Annotated in this window: 9 protein-coding genes, 1 tRNA gene and 3 rRNA genes; 11 read left to right on the plus strand and 2 right to left on the minus strand. The window is 54.0% G+C overall.

The window, feature by feature from the left end:
- The first annotated feature begins 3 nt into the window (after window positions 1–3).
- Both aroE and FGI04_RS21255 read left to right on the plus strand, forming a co-directional pair.
- A complete protein-coding gene (aroE, locus tag FGI04_RS21250; protein WP_407274131.1) occupies window positions 4–831 on the plus strand; it encodes a shikimate dehydrogenase in 828 nt (275 codons plus the stop codon).
- Window positions 828–1,100, plus strand: coding sequence for a DUF1488 family protein (locus tag FGI04_RS21255; protein WP_407274130.1), 273 nt, complete (start codon window positions 828–830; stop codon window positions 1,098–1,100). The genes aroE and FGI04_RS21255 overlap by 4 nt, the downstream gene beginning before the upstream one ends.
- Before the next feature lie 21 nt (window positions 1,101–1,121).
- Here FGI04_RS21255 and FGI04_RS21260 read toward each other — a convergent pair whose 3' ends face one another.
- Entirely contained in the window at window positions 1,122–1,667 is a 546-nt protein-coding gene (locus FGI04_RS21260; protein WP_016943901.1) for a gamma carbonic anhydrase family protein, read from the minus strand.
- A 465-nt stretch (window positions 1,668–2,132) separates the two neighbouring features.
- On the opposite strand from FGI04_RS21260, the gene FGI04_RS21265 reads away from it, so the two are divergent.
- The 8 genes from FGI04_RS21265 to aceK all read left to right on the plus strand — a co-directional run bounded on the left by FGI04_RS21265 (window position 2,133) and on the right by aceK (window position 13,697).
- A 16S ribosomal RNA gene (locus tag FGI04_RS21265) occupies window positions 2,133–3,674 on the plus strand.
- Window positions 3,675–3,760: 86 nt separating this feature from the next.
- Window positions 3,761–3,836, plus strand: a tRNA-Glu gene (locus FGI04_RS21270).
- 193 nt (window positions 3,837–4,029) lie between these two features.
- Window positions 4,030–6,935: ribosomal RNA gene (locus tag FGI04_RS21275) — 23S ribosomal RNA — on the plus strand.
- Window positions 6,936–7,060: 125 nt separating this feature from the next.
- A 5S ribosomal RNA gene (gene rrf / locus FGI04_RS21280) occupies window positions 7,061–7,176 on the plus strand.
- The 16S, 23S and 5S rRNA genes sit together here with 1 tRNA gene alongside, the layout of an rRNA operon.
- A 520-nt stretch (window positions 7,177–7,696) precedes the next feature.
- Window positions 7,697–8,626, plus strand: coding sequence for a homoserine O-acetyltransferase MetA (gene metA / locus FGI04_RS21285; RefSeq protein ID WP_168366557.1), 930 nt, complete (start codon window positions 7,697–7,699; stop codon window positions 8,624–8,626).
- 305 nt (window positions 8,627–8,931) lie between these two features.
- The gene (gene aceB / locus FGI04_RS21290; RefSeq protein ID WP_407337210.1) at window positions 8,932–10,530 is read left to right on the plus strand and encodes a malate synthase A; all 1,599 of its coding nucleotides are present in this window, start codon (window positions 8,932–8,934) and stop codon (window positions 10,528–10,530) included.
- Window positions 10,531–10,553: 23 nt separating this feature from the next.
- On the plus strand, window positions 10,554–11,861 hold the full coding sequence (gene aceA / locus FGI04_RS21295) for an isocitrate lyase (RefSeq protein ID WP_342698470.1): 1,308 nt from the start codon (window positions 10,554–10,556) through the stop codon (window positions 11,859–11,861).
- A 78-nt stretch (window positions 11,862–11,939) separates the two neighbouring features.
- Window positions 11,940–13,697 carry a bifunctional isocitrate dehydrogenase kinase/phosphatase gene (gene aceK, locus FGI04_RS21300; RefSeq protein ID WP_407274128.1) on the plus strand — a complete coding sequence of 586 codons (1,758 nt, stop codon included), beginning with the start codon at window positions 11,940–11,942 and terminating at the stop codon, window positions 13,695–13,697.
- A 19-nt stretch (window positions 13,698–13,716) separates the two neighbouring features.
- Here aceK and iclR read toward each other — a convergent pair whose 3' ends face one another.
- On the minus strand, window positions 13,717–14,547 hold the full coding sequence (gene iclR, locus FGI04_RS21305) for a glyoxylate bypass operon transcriptional repressor IclR (RefSeq protein WP_342698666.1): 831 nt from the start codon (window positions 14,545–14,547) through the stop codon (window positions 13,717–13,719).
- Between the two features lie 164 nt (window positions 14,548–14,711).
- Between iclR and metH the strand changes: the two genes are divergently transcribed.
- Window positions 14,712–18,395 (plus strand): methionine synthase, encoded by a 3,684-nt coding sequence (gene metH / locus FGI04_RS21310; RefSeq protein WP_407337371.1) that lies wholly within the window; start codon window positions 14,712–14,714, stop codon window positions 18,393–18,395.
- Window positions 18,396–18,402: the final 7 nt, after the last annotated feature.

The following is an 18,402-nucleotide window of genomic DNA, read 5'->3' on the forward strand; positions in this document are numbered from 1 at the left end:
AAGGTGCCCGCGAGTCAATCTTTTGCTGTTTTTGGTCATCCTATCGCGCATAGCAAATCGCCGCGTATTCATGCGTTGTTTGCAGAGCAAACCGGGATTTCGCTGACATATGAGCGTATCCTCGCCCCATTGGATGGTTTTGAAGATAGCCTGAATGCATTTTTTCAGAATGGTGCATGTGGCGCGAATGTGACTGCCCCATTCAAGGAACGTGCATGTGCTGCGGTGGACGAGTTGAGTGAACGAGCCCGTTCTGCTGGTGCCGTTAACACGGTTCAAAAGAAAGGTGATGGTTCGCTGTATGGTGATAATACGGATGGTATAGGCCTGTTGAGTGATTTGCAGCAGCATGAGTTTATCCAGCCGCGTAATCGGGTGTTGCTCGTGGGAGCTGGGGGCGCAGCACGTGGCGTTATTCAGCCTTTGCTTGCATACGGATGCGAGGTAATCATCGTTAACCGTACATTTGCCAGAGCAGCAGCACTGGCTGAGCATTTCAACTGCTATGGTCTGGTAAGTGCACTACCGCTAGAAACACTGGATGGTCAGCGTGTTGATGTAATTATTAATGCCACCTCATCAGGTATAGCGGGTGAGGTGCCTGATTTACCTGCTTCTCTGATATCTCCCGATGTGTGCTGTTATGACATGTTTTATCAGTCGGAACCGACGCCTTTTTTGAAATGGTGCATCCAGCAAGGGGCGCAACGGTATGTTGACGGTATAGGTATGTTGGTCTGGCAGGCGGCACATGCGTTCAATTTGTGGCACGGTGTCATGCCTGACGTTGTGCCGGTGATCCGTAAAATGAAGCAGGAACTGGGGGCATGAATCAGGCGATCCAATTCCCCGACCGGGAGCGGTGGAGTGATCTTGATGAGGCGATCATTTTTCCGGTACTGGTCGGTGGGTTCCAGCGTGAGTGCATCATTAGACGAGATGTTTTGCTTGCCCGCTACGGTGAAGCACAGCCGGAACAGTGGCTGTCACTGTTTCGCGAACATCGTTGGGATTGGGAAGATGAGTTTGAGCGTTTGATCCGTAATGATGAGTATGATGAAAAGGGCGCTTTCTGTTTTGGGAATGAATCTATTAATTAATGAAAAGCGCCCATGCTTTATTTACTGGGATGGCTGGTTTAGGTATTCGTCTTTCCAACGCACATAATTGTTGGCTGAATAGTGTAAACCTTCCAGCTCTTGCTCAGTGAGTGGGCGGATCTTTTTAGCTGGACTACCCAGATAAAGGTAGCCTGTCTCCAGCGTCTTCCCAGGTGAAACCAGACTACCTGCTCCGATGATGACGTCATTCTCAACTGTGACGCCATCAAGAAGGATTGATCCCATTCCTACCAGCACACGATTGCCGATGGTGCAGCCATGCAGCATGACCTTGTGCCCGACAGTGACATCTTCACCGATGATGAGTGGATTTCCATGTTCGTTCTTTTCTGAACGATGGGTGACATGTAAAACACAACCATCCTGAATGTTGGTACGAGCGCCAATCTGGATGAAGTTAACATCCCCCCGGATGACGACGAGTGGCCAGATGCTCACATCGTCTGCCAGTGTGACTTCCCCGATAACAACACTGGAAGGATCCACCATGACATTTTTACCGATAACAGGGCGCGTTCCTTTAAACGGGCGTAATGTCTCGGACATATGCCGTATTCTCCTAACGTTAGTGTAATGGATCCCAGATCTGCGATTGATCCGGCGTTATTGCTCAGAAAATAGCGTTGCCTGCACAATAACTCAACGTAAGGGTGGAAAAATGCGCGAACGGAAAAAAAGATTGAAAAAGTGGTTGTGTAACCCGTTCGGATCCCTATAATGCGCTTCCACTGACACGGCAACAGCGGCAACGCAGCGCGGTGTCAGGAAGCGGAAACGAAAATAATCGTTGACACTTCATGAGGAAAGCGTAGTATACGCCACCTCGCGACAGCAGGCTCAGGCCGGTCGCACTGCTCTTTAACAATCAATCAGACAATCTGTGTGGGCACTCGCAGGACACTTCACTAAAAATATTTAGTGAAAGTCTTGAAGAGTGACAACAGTTAATTCATTACGAATAAACAGTAAATTCTTTGAGCGCCGTTTTCTTCGGAAAACACATCAAACTTTAAATTGAAGAGTTTGATCATGGCTCAGATTGAACGCTGGCGGCAGGCCTAACACATGCAAGTCGAGCGGCAGCGGGGGGAAGCTTGCTTCCCCGCCGGCGAGCGGCGGACGGGTGAGTAATGTCTGGGAAACTGCCTGATGGAGGGGGATAACTACTGGAAACGGTAGCTAATACCGCATAACGTCGCAAGACCAAAGAGGGGGACCTTCGGGCCTCTTGCCATCGGATGTGCCCAGATGGGATTAGCTAGTAGGTGGGGTAAAGGCTCACCTAGGCGACGATCCCTAGCTGGTCTGAGAGGATGACCAGCCACACTGGAACTGAGACACGGTCCAGACTCCTACGGGAGGCAGCAGTGGGGAATATTGCACAATGGGGGAAACCCTGATGCAGCCATGCCGCGTGTGTGAAGAAGGCCTTCGGGTTGTAAAGCACTTTCAGCGGGGAGGAAGGGGGTAAGGTTAATACCTTTACCCATTGACGTTACCCGCAGAAGAAGCACCGGCTAACTCCGTGCCAGCAGCCGCGGTAATACGGAGGGTGCAAGCGTTAATCGGAATGACTGGGCGTAAAGCGCACGCAGGCGGTCTGTTAAGTTGGATGTGAAATCCCCGGGCTTAACCTGGGAACTGCATTCAAAACTGACAGGCTAGAGTCTCGTAGAGGGGGGTAGAATTCCAGGTGTAGCGGTGAAATGCGTAGAGATCTGGAGGAATACCGGTGGCGAAGGCGGCCCCCTGGACGAAGACTGACGCTCAGGTGCGAAAGCGTGGGGAGCAAACAGGATTAGATACCCTGGTAGTCCACGCTGTAAACGATGTCGATTTGGAGGTTGTGGTCTTGAACCGTGGCTTCCGGAGCTAACGCGTTAAATCGACCGCCTGGGGAGTACGGCCGCAAGGTTAAAACTCAAATGAATTGACGGGGGCCCGCACAAGCGGTGGAGCATGTGGTTTAATTCGATGCAACGCGAAGAACCTTACCTACTCTTGACATCCAGCGAACCTTGTAGAGATACGAGGGTGCCTTCGGGAGCGCTGAGACAGGTGCTGCATGGCTGTCGTCAGCTCGTGTTGTGAAATGTTGGGTTAAGTCCCGCAACGAGCGCAACCCTTATCCTTTGTTGCCAGCACTTCGGGTGGGAACTCAAGGGAGACTGCCGGTGATAAACCGGAGGAAGGTGGGGATGACGTCAAGTCATCATGGCCCTTACGAGTAGGGCTACACACGTGCTACAATGGCGTATACAAAGAGAAGCGACCTCGCGAGAGCAAGCGGACCTCATAAAGTACGTCGTAGTCCGGATTGGAGTCTGCAACTCGACTCCATGAAGTCGGAATCGCTAGTAATCGTAGATCAGAATGCTACGGTGAATACGTTCCCGGGCCTTGTACACACCGCCCGTCACACCATGGGAGTGGGTTGCAAAAGAAGTAGGTAGCTTAACCTTCGGGAGGGCGCTTACCACTTTGTGATTCATGACTGGGGTGAAGTCGTAACAAGGTAACCGTAGGGGAACCTGCGGTTGGATCACCTCCTTACCGAGTAGAAGTGCCTGCGTGGTGTCCACACAGATTGTCTGATGATAAGAAAGAGTCAAAAGCGTCTTGCGAAGCTGACAAGTGATGTCCCCTTCGTCTAGAGGCCCAGGACACCGCCCTTTCACGGCGGTAACAGGGGTTCGAATCCCCTAGGGGACGCCAGTATGACTGACAGTGGGTGAAAGGCACGGTCAACGCTAACCTAAAACTGATTAGAGATAGTCAGGTTTATGTTATCTGCTCTTTAACAATCCGGAACAAGCTGAAAAATTGAAACGACAGCATGTGAATGAGAATTCATGTGTTGTTCGAGTCTCTCAAAATACTCGCATCCCGAGACACTTTCGGGTTGTGAGGTTAAGCGACTAAGCGTACACGGTGGATGCCTAGGCAGTCAGAGGCGATGAAGGGCGTGCTAATCTGCGAAAAGCGTCGGCAAGGTGATATGAACCGTTATACCCGACGATACCCGAATGGGGAAACCCAGTGTGACTTGTCACACTATCATTAACTGAATCCATAGGTTAATGAGGCGAACCGGGGGAACTGAAACATCTCAGTACCCCGAGGAAAAGAAATCAACCGAGATTCCCCCAGTAGCGGCGAGCGAACGGGGAGGAGCCCAGAACCTGAATCGGCTTGTGTGTCAGTGGAAGCGTCTGGAAAGGCGCACGGTACAGGGTGACAGTCCCGTACACGAAGATGCACAGGTCGTGAGTTCGATGAGTAGGGCGGGACACGTGGTATCCTGTCTGAACATGGGGGGACCATCCTCCAAGGCTAAATACTCCTGACTGACCGATAGTGAACCAGTACCGTGAGGGAAAGGCGAAAAGAACCCCGGCGAGGGGAGTGAAATAGAACCTGAAACCGTGTACGTACAAGCAGTGGGAGCACCTTTTAGGTGTGACTGCGTACCTTTTGTATAATGGGTCAGCGACTTATATTCTGTAGCAAGGTTAACCGAATAGGGGAGCCGCAGGGAAACCGAGTCTTAACTGGGCGTCTAGTTGCAGGGTATAGACCCGAAACCCGGTGATCTAGCCATGGGCAGGTTGAAGGTTGGGTAACACTAACTGGAGGACCGAACCGACTAATGTTGAAAAATTAGCGGATGACTTGTGGCTGGGGGTGAAAGGCCAATCAAACCGGGAGATAGCTGGTTCTCCCCGAAAGCTATTTAGGTAGCGCCTCGTGAACTCATCTTCGGGGGTAGAGCACTGTTTCGGCTAGGGGGCCATCCCGGCTTACCAACCCGATGCAAACTGCGAATACCGAAGAATGTTATCACGGGAGACACACGGCGGGTGCTAACGTCCGTCGTGAAGAGGGAAACAACCCAGACCGCCAGCTAAGGTCCCAAAGTCATGGTTAAGTGGGAAACGATGTGGGAAGGCCCAGACAGCCAGGATGTTGGCTTAGAAGCAGCCATCATTTAAAGAAAGCGTAATAGCTCACTGGTCGAGTCGGCCTGCGCGGAAGATGTAACGGGGCTAAAACCATGCACCGAAGCTGCGGCAGCGACACTATGTGTTGTTGGGTAGGGGAGCGTTCTGTAAGCCGGTGAAGGTGGCCTGTGAGGGCTGCTGGAGGTATCAGAAGTGCGAATGCTGACATAAGTAACGATAATGCGGGTGAAAAACCCGCACGCCGGAAGACCAAGGGTTCCTGTCCAACGTTAATCGGGGCAGGGTGAGTCGACCCCTAAGGCGAGGCTGAAAAGCGTAGTCGATGGGAAACAGGTTAATATTCCTGTACTTGGTGTTACTGCGAAGGGGGGACGGAGAAGGCTATGTCATCCGGGCGACGGTTGTCCCGGTTTAAGCGTGCAGGTGGGTGGACCAGGCAAATCCGGTCTGCTGTCAACACTGAGGCGTGATGACGAGGCACTACGGTGCTGAAGTGACAGATGCCCTGCTTCCAGGAAAAGCCTCTAAGCATCAGGTAACATTGAATCGTACCCCAAACCGACACAGGTGGTCAGGTAGAGAATACTCAGGCGCTTGAGAGAACTCGGGTGAAGGAACTAGGCAAAATGGTGCCGTAACTTCGGGAGAAGGCACGCTCCTGTTGGTGAAGTCCCTTGCGGATGGAGCTGACGGGAGTCGCAGATACCAGCTGGCTGCAACTGTTTAATAAAAACACAGCACTGTGCAAACACGAAAGTGGACGTATACGGTGTGACGCCTGCCCGGTGCCGGAAGGTTAATTGATGGGGTTATCCGTAAGGAGAAGCTCTTGATCGAAGCCCCGGTAAACGGCGGCCGTAACTATAACGGTCCTAAGGTAGCGAAATTCCTTGTCGGGTAAGTTCCGACCTGCACGAATGGCGTAATGATGGCCAGGCTGTCTCCACCCGAGACTCAGTGAAATTGAACTCGCTGTGAAGATGCAGTGTACCCGCGGCAAGACGGAAAGACCCCGTGAACCTTTACTATAGCTTGACACTGAACCTTGAGCCTTGATGTGTAGGATAGGTGGGAGGCTTTGAAGTGTGGACGCCAGTCTGCATGGAGCCAACCTTGAAATACCACCCTTTAATGTTTGATGTTCTAACCTGGGCCCGTCATCCGGGCCGGGGACAGTGTCTGGTGGGTAGTTTGACTGGGGCGGTCTCCTCCCAAAGAGTAACGGAGGAGCACGAAGGTTAGCTAATCCTGGTCGGACATCAGGAGGTTAGTGCAAAGGCATAAGCTAGCTTGACTGCGAGAGTGACGGCTCGAGCAGGTGCGAAAGCAGGTCTTAGTGATCCGGTGGTTCTGAATGGAAGGGCCATCGCTCAACGGATAAAAGGTACTCCGGGGATAACAGGCTGATACCGCCCAAGAGTTCATATCGACGGCGGTGTTTGGCACCTCGATGTCGGCTCATCACATCCTGGGGCTGAAGTAGGTCCCAAGGGTATGGCTGTTCGCCATTTAAAGTGGTACGCGAGCTGGGTTTAGAACGTCGTGAGACAGTTCGGTCCCTATCTGCCGTGGGCGTTGGAAGATTGAGGGGGGTTGCTCCTAGTACGAGAGGACCGGAGTGAACGCACCGCTGGTGTTCGGGTTGTCATGCCAATGGCACTGCCCGGTAGCTACGTGCGGAAGAGATAACCGCTGAAAGCATCTAAGCGGGAAACTTGCCCCGAGATGAGTCTTCCCTGGGAACTTGATTCCCCGGAAGGGACGTTCGAGACGAGGACGTTGATAGGCTGGGTGTGTAAGCGTAGTGATACGTTGAGCTAACCAGTACTAATGACCCGAGAGGCTTAACCTTACAACACCGAAGGTGTTTTGGTGAGAGAGACGGAATTTTTAGCTTGTTCGAGGATTGGATGGCGTGGTGTAGCGATGCACGGCGACATGAAAGGTTAGGACGTTGAAAGACGTCAAAAGAATTTGCCTGGCGGCGAGAGCGCGGTGGTCCCACCTGACCCCATGCCGAACTCAGAAGTGAAACGCCGTAGCGCCGATGGTAGTGTGGGGTCTCCCCATGCGAGAGTAGGGAACTGCCAGGCATCAAACAGAGCGAAGGGCCCGGTCGAAAGACCGGGCCTTTTGTTTTTTGTGGTTTGCGGGGTAATGACCGGGCGGATGAATGACCGGTTGAGCAGGGTCAGCGCGCACAGCGCGCCCCGGCTAACACCGGGATTTTAATGGGTATCGTCCAGGTGGCAGCCTGAGACAGCTGGTCAGCCACTTCTGATACGGTGCCTTGATTACGCTGATTTATACGCGAGCCTCTTCACCCGGGCATCGGTTCCACCATCGCCCTTATCTCTCATCCGTTCTCCTCTATATCCTTGTTGTTTTTCCCCATTCCTGAGCATGAGAGAGCAATATTCTGAGGCTGAACTAAGCCCCACTCTGCCTTGCTCTTCGCTCTTATGCTAAAGATGGATATACAAATCGAATTCCTTATGAAAGATTTTCAACCAGAGGGTTATGCACTCGACATTGCTACTGAAAATCGCTATCTTTAGCTGCCTAGAAGTCTAAACGTATAAACGTATAAACGTGTGCAGTGAGGTGTAGGCTATGCCAATCCGGGTTCCTGATGAGTTGCCAGCGGTCAGCTTTTTGCGTAATGAAAACGTCTTTGTAATGACGTCTTCCCGAGCAAAAACACAGGAAATTCGTCCTTTGAAGGTGTTGGTGCTTAACCTGATGCCAAAGAAGATCGAAACGGAAAACCAGTTTCTGAGGCTGCTGTCGAACTCACCACTGCAGATAGATATTCAATTGCTGCGTATCGATAGCCGAGAGTCGAAGAACACGCCGGTAGAGCACCTCAACAACTTCTACTGCGATTTTGAAGATATCGAGCACGAGAACTTTGACGGCCTGATTGTGACCGGCGCACCGTTGGGGTTGGTCGATTTTTGTGATGTGGTGTATTGGCCGCAGATCGAGCGGATTGTTAAGTGGGCTAAGGAACATGTCACTTCCACTCTGTTTGTGTGCTGGGCGGTTCAGGCGGCACTGAATGTCCTGTACGGTATTCCCAAACTGACCCGCGAGGTGAAGTTATCCGGTGTATATTCGCACCTTACGTTGCAGCCTCATGCCTTGCTGACGCGTGGCTTTGATGAAACTTTTCTGGCTCCTCACTCCCGTTATGCCGATTTTCCTTCCAGTGTTATCCGCGAGCATACCGATTTGGATATTCTGGTGGAGTCTGATGAAGCAGGCGCCTATTTGTTTGCCAGCAAGGACAAGCGGCTGGCGTTTGTTACCGGACATCCTGAGTATGATGCGCTGACCCTGTCGGGTGAGTATTTCCGTGACCGTGAAGCAGGTCTGGAGCCGGTGATCCCGGTAAATTACTTTCCAGACGATAACCCTGAGAAAACCCCAAGGGCGACCTGGCGTAGCCACGGGCATCTGCTGTTTTCCAATTGGCTGAATTATTACGTTTACCAGATCACGCCGTTCGACTTGCGTCATATGAACCCTACACTGGACTGATTCCCCCTACCTTCATTTTTCCTGTCAGGCGCCTAACGGCGCCTTTTCTTTTTCCTGTTGGTATACGACAGGCTCCTCCTTGTACCTGTTTTTATGATGTATGAAATAGGTTTCTCTATTACATAGAAATTTAACTTTTTATTAATCAAGTATTTGCTTTTAACTTTTAAATAAAATGGAAATAGTTTTTGATTTTTAATTTTATTGGATTAGGCTTAGTGCTGTTGGCTGAAAAACGTTCGAGTTAAGTTCGCAGATTGAGCAGCCAATAAGGCGAAGATGGCGGAGCAAAAAGGAACGACGACATGACACAACAGACGATAAGCAGGGAACTGGTGTTCACCGCAGCGTTAGGTGACGCGGAACGGCAGATTCTGACGACGGAAGCGGTTGATTTTCTCACTGCGCTGGTAAGCCGGTTTACATCGCAGCGCAATCACCTGCTGGCCGAACGTCAGGTAATACAGGCGCGGATTGATAGTGGTGAATTACCGGGCTTTATTTCGGAAATGGATTCCATAAAAAAATCTGACTGGAAAATTCGTGGTATTCCGAATGACCTGTTGGATCGCCGGGTAGAGATTACCGGTCCGGTGGAACGCAAAATGGTGATTAACGCTCTGAACGCCAATGTGAAAGTCTTCATGGCAGACTTTGAAGACTCACTGGCACCCAGTTGGTCAAAAGTGATCGAGGGGCAAATCAACCTGCGTGACGCCGTGCGTGGCTCCATCGCCTACACCAACGAGGCGGGAAAGATTTATCAGCTCAAGCCCAATCCCGCGGTGTTGATTTGCCGGGTTCGTGGGTTACACCTGCCGGAAAAACATGTGCTGTGGAATGATGAGCCTATCCCCGGCAGCCTGTTTGATTTCGCGCTCTATTTTTTCCACAACTACCGTCAACTGTTGGCCAAAGGCAGCGGCCCGTATTTCTATTTGCCGAAAACCCAATCCTGGCAGGAAGCAGCCTGGTGGAGCGAGGTGTTCAGTTATACCGAAGACCAGTTCGGTTTAGCGCGCGGCACTATTAAAGCAACGGTATTGATTGAAACCTTGCCTGCTGTGTTCCAGATGGACGAGATCCTGTATCACCTGCGTGACCATATCGTCGGGCTGAACTGCGGTCGTTGGGACTATATCTTCAGTTACATCAAAACGTTGAAGAATCACCCGGACCGCGTATTACCAGACCGTCAGTCAGTGACGATGGACAAACCGTTCCTGAGCGCCTACTCGCGTTTGCTGATCAAAACCTGTCACCGGCGCGGTGCATTTGCTATGGGGGGGATGGCTGCCTTCATACCCAGCAAAGAGGCGGAACGTAATGCGTGGGTGCAAGAGAAGGTCAGGCAGGACAAAGAACTGGAAGCGCGCAATGGTCATGACGGCACCTGGATTGCCCACCCCGGTTTGGCTGACACCGTGATGCCGGTGTTTGACCGCTTACTGGGTGATCGCCCCAATCAGTTGGATGTGTTGCGTGAAGATGATGATCCGGTAACCGCTGATGAACTGCTGGCCCCTTGCCCAGGTGAGCGTACCGAAGCGGGTATGCGTGCCAATATCCGCGTAGCCGTGCAATACATCGAAGCCTGGATTTCCGGCAACGGTTGCGTACCGATTTACGGTCTGATGGAGGACGCGGCCACCGCAGAGATCTCCCGCACCTCCATCTGGCAGTGGATTCACCATGGCAAAACCCTCAGTGATGGCCGCGTGGTGACCAAAGCCTTGTTCCGCCAGATGCTGGCTGAAGAGATGCAGGTTATCCGTAGTGAGCTGGGTGACACCCGCTTCGATAGCGGTCGTTTCGAGGAAGCAGGCCGACTGATGGAGCGTATCACCACGCAAGACGCGCTAATCGATTTTCTTACCTTACCCGGTTACGACTTACTTGATTAATCCTGTTTAAAAAAGGAATCGCTATGAGCACCTCTCGTACCCAACAAATCGAGCAACTGGAAAAAGAGTGGAATACCCCGCGCTGGGAAGGCATCACCCGCCCGTATCGCGCTGAGGATGTGGTGAATTTGCGTGGTTCAGTGAACCCTGCCTGCACACTGGCGCAACTGGGGGCGGAAAAACTGTGGAAGTTATTGAACGGCAAGTCACGTAAAGGCTACGTCAACTGCCTTGGCGCGCTCACCGGCGGGCAGGCATTGCAGCAGGCGAAAGCCGGGCTGGAAGCGGTGTATTTGTCCGGCTGGCAGGTGGCGGCAGATGCCAACCTGGCTGCCAGTATGTACCCGGACCAGTCGTTGTATCCGTCTAACTCGGTGCCTGCGGTAGTGCAGCGCATTAACAATACCTTCCGCCGTGCGGATCAAATCCAGTGGGCTAACGGTATCGGGCAGGATGACCCGCGTTATACCGATTACTTCTTACCGATAGTGGCCGATGCGGAGGCCGGTTTTGGTGGGGTGTTGAATGCGTTTGAGTTAATGAAATCGATGATTGAAGCCGGTGCTGCCGCCGTGCATTTTGAAGACCAACTGGCGTCGGTGAAGAAATGCGGTCATATGGGGGGCAAAGTGCTGGTACCGACGCAGGAAGCGGTACAGAAGCTGGTCGCGGCTCGTCTGGCAGCCGATGTGTTGGGCGTGCCGACATTGCTGGTGGCGCGAACTGATGCGGATGCGGCAGATCTGCTGACTTCGGATTGTGATGACTACGACCGGGACTTTATTACCGGTGAACGTACGGTGGAAGGTTTTTACCGTACCCGCGCCGGTGTAGAGCAGGCCATCAGTCGTGGACTGGCTTATGCCCCTTACGCCGATTTGGTGTGGTGTGAAACCTCTAAGCCGGATCTGGAACAGGCGCGGCGTTTTGCGCAGGCGATTCATGCCCGTTTCCCCGGTAAGCTGCTGGCTTATAACTGCTCGCCGTCATTCAACTGGAAGAAGAATCTGGACGATCGCACCATTGCTCATTTCCAGGATGAACTGTCGGCGATGGGCTACAAATACCAGTTCATTACGCTGGCGGGTATCCACAGCATGTGGTTCAACATGTTCGATCTGGCGCATGCCTATGCGCAAGGCGAAGGGATGAAACACTATGTGGAGAAAGTACAGCAGCCGGAATTTGCGGCTATTCAACAAGGTTACACCTTCTCTTCTCACCAGCAGGAAGTGGGGACCGGTTACTTTGACAAAGTGACCACGCTGATTCAGGGAGGTGTGTCGTCGGTGACGGCACTGACCGGATCGACAGAAGAACAACAGTTCTGACGCGGATTATCCGCCCTATCGCGGCCAGCCTGATGCTGGCCGCGTGTCGTTATGTCGATGGCCAAAGAGGAGAGTTGGATGAGTCGGGGACGGGAAAAACTGGTGGCACAGACCATTCTGCAAGGATTCGATGCACAGTATGGTCGGTTTCTGGAAATCACCGCCGGGGCGCAACAGCGCTTCGAACAAGCAGACTGGCATGCGGTACAGCAGGCGATGAAGCAGCGTATCCAGCTTTACGATCACCATGTCGGGCTGGTCGTGGAACAACTGGGCTGTATCACTGATCGGCAATGTTATGACGCCACCTTCGTCGCCCGGGTTAAACAGATTTACACCGCCTTGCTGCCGGATTATCCCCGCTTCGAAATTGCAGAGAGTTTCTTCAACTCCGTGTATTGTCGGTTGTTTAATCACCGGGAACTGACGCCGGACAAGCTGTTTGTGTTTAGCTCGCAGCCCGCGAGACGCTTTCAGGCGATTCCACGACCACTGGCTCGAACTTATACACCTGACAATGGGTGGGCGGCTATGCTGGAAGCGGTGTTGACGGCACTGCCGTTGCGGTTGCCGTGGGAAGACCTGGCGCGGGATATCGGCTATGTGGAGCGATCGCTGCGGGAGGCGTTTCCGACAGCATCGCTGGCTAAAGCCTCGCTGCAGGTAGCCAACGAGCTTTTTTATCGTAATAAAGCGGCCTGGCTGGTGGGGAAACTGCGTTTACCGGGGGGCGTGTTTCCCTTTTTACTGCCGATTCACCATAACGAACGCGGTGCGTTGTTTCTGGATACCTGCCTGACTCGTCACTCGGACGCCAGTATTGTATTTGGTTTCGCCCGTTCCTACTTCATGGTCTACGCGCCGCTGCCGTCGGCACTGGTAGCCTGGCTGCGAGACATTTTGCCGGGTAAAACAACGGCCGAATTGTATCTGGCTATTGGGTGTCAGAAGCACAGTAAGACGGAGTACTACCGGGAGTACCTCGATTTTATCGCCAGCACTCAGGAGCCGTTTATTATCGCGCCGGGCGTGAAAGGGATGGTGATGCTGGTGTTTACACTGCCGACGTTCGATCGGGTGTTCAAGGTGATTAAAGACAAGTTTGCGCCGCAAAAAGAGGTCAGCGAGGCACGGGTACGCGAGTGCTATCGGCTGGTGAAGGAGCATGACCGCGTCGGACGCATGGCCGATACGCAGGAGTATGAAAACTTCGTGCTGGAGAAAGCGCGCATCAGCCCTGAACTGCTGGCGGAGCTCTGGCGGGAAGTGCCGGACAAGCTGGAAGACTTGGGCGACCGACTGGTCATCCGCCATCTGTATATGGAGCGGCGGATGACACCGCTGAATCTTTATCTGGAGCAGGCTAGCGGGCAGGCGCTGCGCGATGTGATTGAGGAGTATGGCAACGCCATCCGGCAACTGGCGGCCGCCAATATTTTCCCCGGTGATATGCTGTTTAAGAACTTCGGTGTGACTCGTCACGGCAGGGTGGTGTTTTATGACTACGATGAAATCTGCTACATGACCGAAGTGAATTTCCGCGATATACCACCACCCCGCGATCCGGCGGACGAGCTGGCGGCAGAGCCCTGGTATAGCGTTGGGCCGAATGATGTCTTTCCCGAGGAGTTCCGCCAGTTTTTGTGTAGCGACCGCCGTTTGCTGCCGCTGTTTGAGGAACTGCACGCCGACCTGTTTCGGGCTGAGTACTGGCGGGCGTTACAGCAGCGGATCCGCAGCGGTCATATCGAGGATGTCTACGCCTATCGGCGCAGAAAGCGCTTTAGTGTGCGCTATGCCGACCCGGTGACGTCAGACAGGGCGCTGACGTCATGATGTGCTGGTCGTGAGCAGCTTAACGTGCGCCGCCGTATTGGTAGCTAATCTCTTTGGCCGCCTTAATCACCAGCGCACCTAATTCGGTAATGCGGCTGTCGGTGATGCGGGACACCGGCCCGGAAATAGAGATAGCGGCAAAGGCTTCGTGGTGTTCATCGAGAATGCAGGCGGCGACACACCGTAAGCCTAACGCATGTTCTTCATCGTCCAGCGAGTAACCCTGGCGGCGAATCGCCGTCAGATTCTCTTTCAACGTCTGGGCGTTCAAGGTGTGTGGGGTATAGCTGTGTAGCCCTTTGCGGTGCAGTAGCTGGGTGACCTTGTCATCAGGCAGCATGGCGAGAAACGCTTTTCCGGCACCGGAGGCGTGCATCGGCAGCTTGCCGCCGATAGGCGCTGACATACGCATCAGCGCGGTACACTGCACCTGATCGATGATGATCGCCTGATAATCGGTTTGGTCCAGCACGGCCAGATTCACCGTTTCACCGGAACTTTCCATCAGTTGACGCAGCATCGGGTGCACCAGGCTGAGCAGATTTCTGCTTTGCAGAAAGCTACTGCCGACGATAAACGCATGGGTACCGATGGTCCATAATCCTAAATCACCGACCTGGCGAACAAAGCCTTGCTGTTGCATGGTGGTCAACAATCGGTGTGTGGTGGAGTTGGGCAAGCCAGCTTGTTGGGCCAGATCGGTCAACGCGATGCTGCCGTTGGCTTTGGCGATATATTCCAGCAGTGTCAGACCACGGGTCAGCGATTGTACCTGACCGGCGGGCTGCGCTGCGCTGGCAGTGGTAGCGCGGGGTTTTTTACCGCGTTTGGCGGGTTCGGGTGGCGTCATCATCGGTTTCCTTTTTCATATCATGGAATCGATTTTCGTTTTTTTAGCGCAGAATGCAACCGTCTTATCAGATGGGGTTATCAACGGCGCGCAGCGCTGGCACGACGCACTCTTGTGCTAGGATAAGGATTCGCACAGACGAGGGTAATAACGAGAATAAGATGATGGCAAATCGGTTACAGGCATTACAGCAGCAACTGGCGCAGCGTATTATGATTCTGGATGGCGGCATGGGCACCATGATCCAGAGTTACCGTCTGCAGGAGGAAGATTATCGCGGTGAACGTTTTGCCGACTGGCACTGCGACCTGAAAGGGAATAACGACCTGCTGGTACTGAGTAAGCCGGAAGTCATCACCGCCATTCATCACGATTATCTGGCCGCGGGCGCGGATATTCTGGAAACCAACACCTTCAACGCCACCCGTATCGCCATGGCCGACTACCAGATGGAAGCGCTATCGGCGGAAATCAACACGGTCGCTGCCCGGCTGGCGCGCGCCTGCGCCGATGAGTGGACGGCACGTACGCCAGAGCGTCCACGCTATGTGGCCGGGGTCTTGGGGCCAACTAACCGCACCGCGTCAATCTCACCGGATGTGAACGACCCGGCGTATCGTAATGTCAGTTTTGACCAACTGGTGGCTGCCTACCGGGAATCGACCCGCGCGCTGATTGACGGCGGCGTTGATATCATCCTGATTGAAACGATTTTTGACACGCTGAACGCAAAGGCCGCCATTTTTGCGGTAGAAACCGAATTCGAGGCGCTGGGTGTCACGCTGCCAGTGATGATTTCCGGCACCATCACCGACGCTTCCGGCCGTACCCTGTCCGGGCAGACTACCGAAGCGTTTTATAACTCGCTGCGCCATGCCCGGCCGCTGTCGTTCGGTTTGAACTGCGCACTGGGGCCGGATGAGCTGCGCCAGTATGTGGCGGAGTTATCGCGCATTGCTGAATGTTATGTCACCGCGCACCCCAACGCGGGGCTGCCGAACGCCTTTGGTGAATACGATCTGGATGCGGATGAAATGGCGCGCCAGATTGGCGAATGGGCGCTGTCTGGTTTCCTGAATATCATCGGCGGATGCTGCGGTACCACGCCAGAACACATCGCTGCAATGGTGAAAGCCGTTGAGGGTGTCGCGCCGCGCGCGCTGCCGACGCTACCGGTCGCCTGCCGCCTGTCCGGGCTAGAGCCACTGAATATTGGTGACGACACGCTGTTCGTTAACGTCGGCGAGCGTACCAACGTTACCGGTTCCGCCAAATTCAAGCGACTGATCAAAGAAGAAAAGTACAGTGAAGCGCTGGATGTGGCGCGTCAACAGGTGGAAAGTGGCGCGCAAATCATCGACATCAACATGGACGAAGGGATGCTTAACGCCGAAGCGGCGATGGTGCGTTTCCTGAATCTTATCGCCGGTGAGCCGGATATCGCCCGTGTGCCTATCATGATCGACTCCTCCAAGTGGGAAGTGGTAGAGGCGGGGCTGAAGTGCATTCAGGGTAAAGGCATCGTCAACTCGATTTCGATGAAAGAAGGCGTGGAAGCCTTTGTTCATCACGCCCGGCTGGTGCGCCGTTACGGTGCAGCCGTGGTGGTGATGGCATTTGATGAAGTGGGGCAGGCGGATACCCGCGCGCGCAAAATTGAAATTTGTCGCCGTGCTTACCAGATCCTGACGGAAGAGGTCGGTTTCCCGCCGGAAGACATCATTTTCGACCCGAACATTTTTGCTGTTGCCACCGGTATTGAAGAACACAACAACTATGCGGTGGATTTCATTGAGGCTTGCGCCGATATCAAAGCCCAGTTGCCGCACGCGCTGATTTCCGGTGGTGTGTCTAACGTGTCGTTCTCGTTTCGCGGCAATGAGCCGGTACGTGAGGCGATTCACGCCGTGTTCCTGTATTACGCCATCCGTAATGGCATGGACATGGGGATCGTCAACGCCGGCCAGTTGGCTATTTACGACGATCTGCCCGCTGAACTGCGTGACGCCGTCGAAGACGTCATTCTCAACCGGCGCGACGACGGCACCGAGCGGTTGCTGGAGATTGCCGAGAAATACCGGGGCAGCAAATCCGACGACGATAGCAACAAAGGCGAAGCGGAATGGCGCGGCTGGCCGGTGAAAAAACGGCTGGAATACGCGCTGGTTAAAGGTATCACCGAGTTTATCGAACCGGATACCGAAGAGGCGCGAGCGGAGTCAGCACGTCCCATCGAAGTGATCGAAGGGCCGTTGATGGACGGCATGAACGTGGTCGGCGACCTGTTCGGTGCCGGTAAGATGTTCCTGCCGCAGGTGGTGAAGTCGGCGCGGGTCATGAAACAGGCGGTGGCGTACCTGGAGCCGTTTATCCAGGCCAGTAAAGAGCAAGGGTCCAGCGCGGGTAAAATTCTGCTGGCGACGGTGAAAGGCGACGTACACGACATCGGCAAAAACATCGTTGGCGTGGTATTGCAGTGCAACAACTACGAAATCATCGATTTGGGCGTGATGGTGCCGACCGATAAAATTCTCAAGACGGCGCGTGAAGAAAATGTCGATATCATCGGCCTGTCAGGGTTGATTACCCCCTCGCTGGATGAAATGGTCAACGTCGCCAAAGAGATGGAACGCCAGGGCTTTACGTTGCCGTTGCTGATTGGCGGCGCGACCACCTCCAAAGCGCATACAGCGGTGAAGATCGAGCAGAATTACAGCGGCCCGACGGTATACGTGCAGAATGCGTCGCGCTCGGTGGGCGTGGTGTCGGCGCTGCTCTCGGATACGCAGCGCGATGACTTTGTGGCGCGTATCCGCAAAGAATACGAAACGGTGCGCATCCAGCATGGCCGTAAAAAACCGCGCACACCGCCGGTGTCGCTGGAGGTGGCGCGCGATAACGCGATGCCGATCGACTGGGAAAGTTATACACCACCAGTAGCTCATCGCCTTGGGGTACAACCGGTTACCGCCAGTATCGAGACCTTGCGCAACTATATCGACTGGACGCCGTTCTTTATGACCTGGTCGCTGGCAGGCAAATACCCCAACATTCTGGAAGACGAGGTGGTGGGGGCGGAGGCCAAGCGGCTGTTTGCGGACGCGAATGCCATGTTGGATACCCTGTCCGCCAACGGTACGCTGAACCCGCGTGGCGTAGTGGGGCTGTTCCCGGCTAACCGGGTAGGCGATGACGTTGAAATCTATACCGATGAGCGTCGCACTGAGGTGCTGACCGTCAGCCATCACCTGCGTCAGCAAACCGAAAAGACGGATTTCCCGAACTACTGTCTGGCGGATGTGGTGGCGCCGAAAATCAGCGGCAAGCCGGATTACCTTGGTGCGTTCGCGGTGACCGGCGGTCTGGAAGAAGACGTGCTGGCGGCGCAATGGGAAGCGCAGCACGACGACTATAACAAGATCATGCTCAAGGCGCTGGCAGACCGGCTGGCAGAAGCGTTTGCCGAGTACCTGCACGAGCGGGTGCGCAAGGTCTACTGGGGCTATGCGCCGAACGAGAACCTCGGTAACGACGAGTTGATCCGCGAAAATTATCAGGGCATTCGCCCGGCACCGGGGTACCCGGCTTGCCCGGATCACACCGAGAAAGCCGTCATCTGGCGATTGCTGGACGTGGACAACACCGTTGGCATGAAACTTACCGAGTCTTACGCCATGTGGCCGGGTGCGTCGGTGTCTGGCTGGTACTTCAGTCATCCGGACAGCAAGTATTTCGCCGTGGCGCAAATCCAGCGTGACCAGGTGGAAGACTATGCGGTTCGCAAGCAGATGCCGATAGAGGACATTGAGCGTTGGCTGGCGCCGAATCTGGGGTATGACGCAGATTGATTAACCA

This window comes from Dickeya ananatis (assembly GCF_019464615.1).
In the GTDB taxonomy this organism is placed as follows: Bacteria; Pseudomonadota; Gammaproteobacteria; order Enterobacterales; family Enterobacteriaceae; genus Dickeya; species Dickeya oryzae.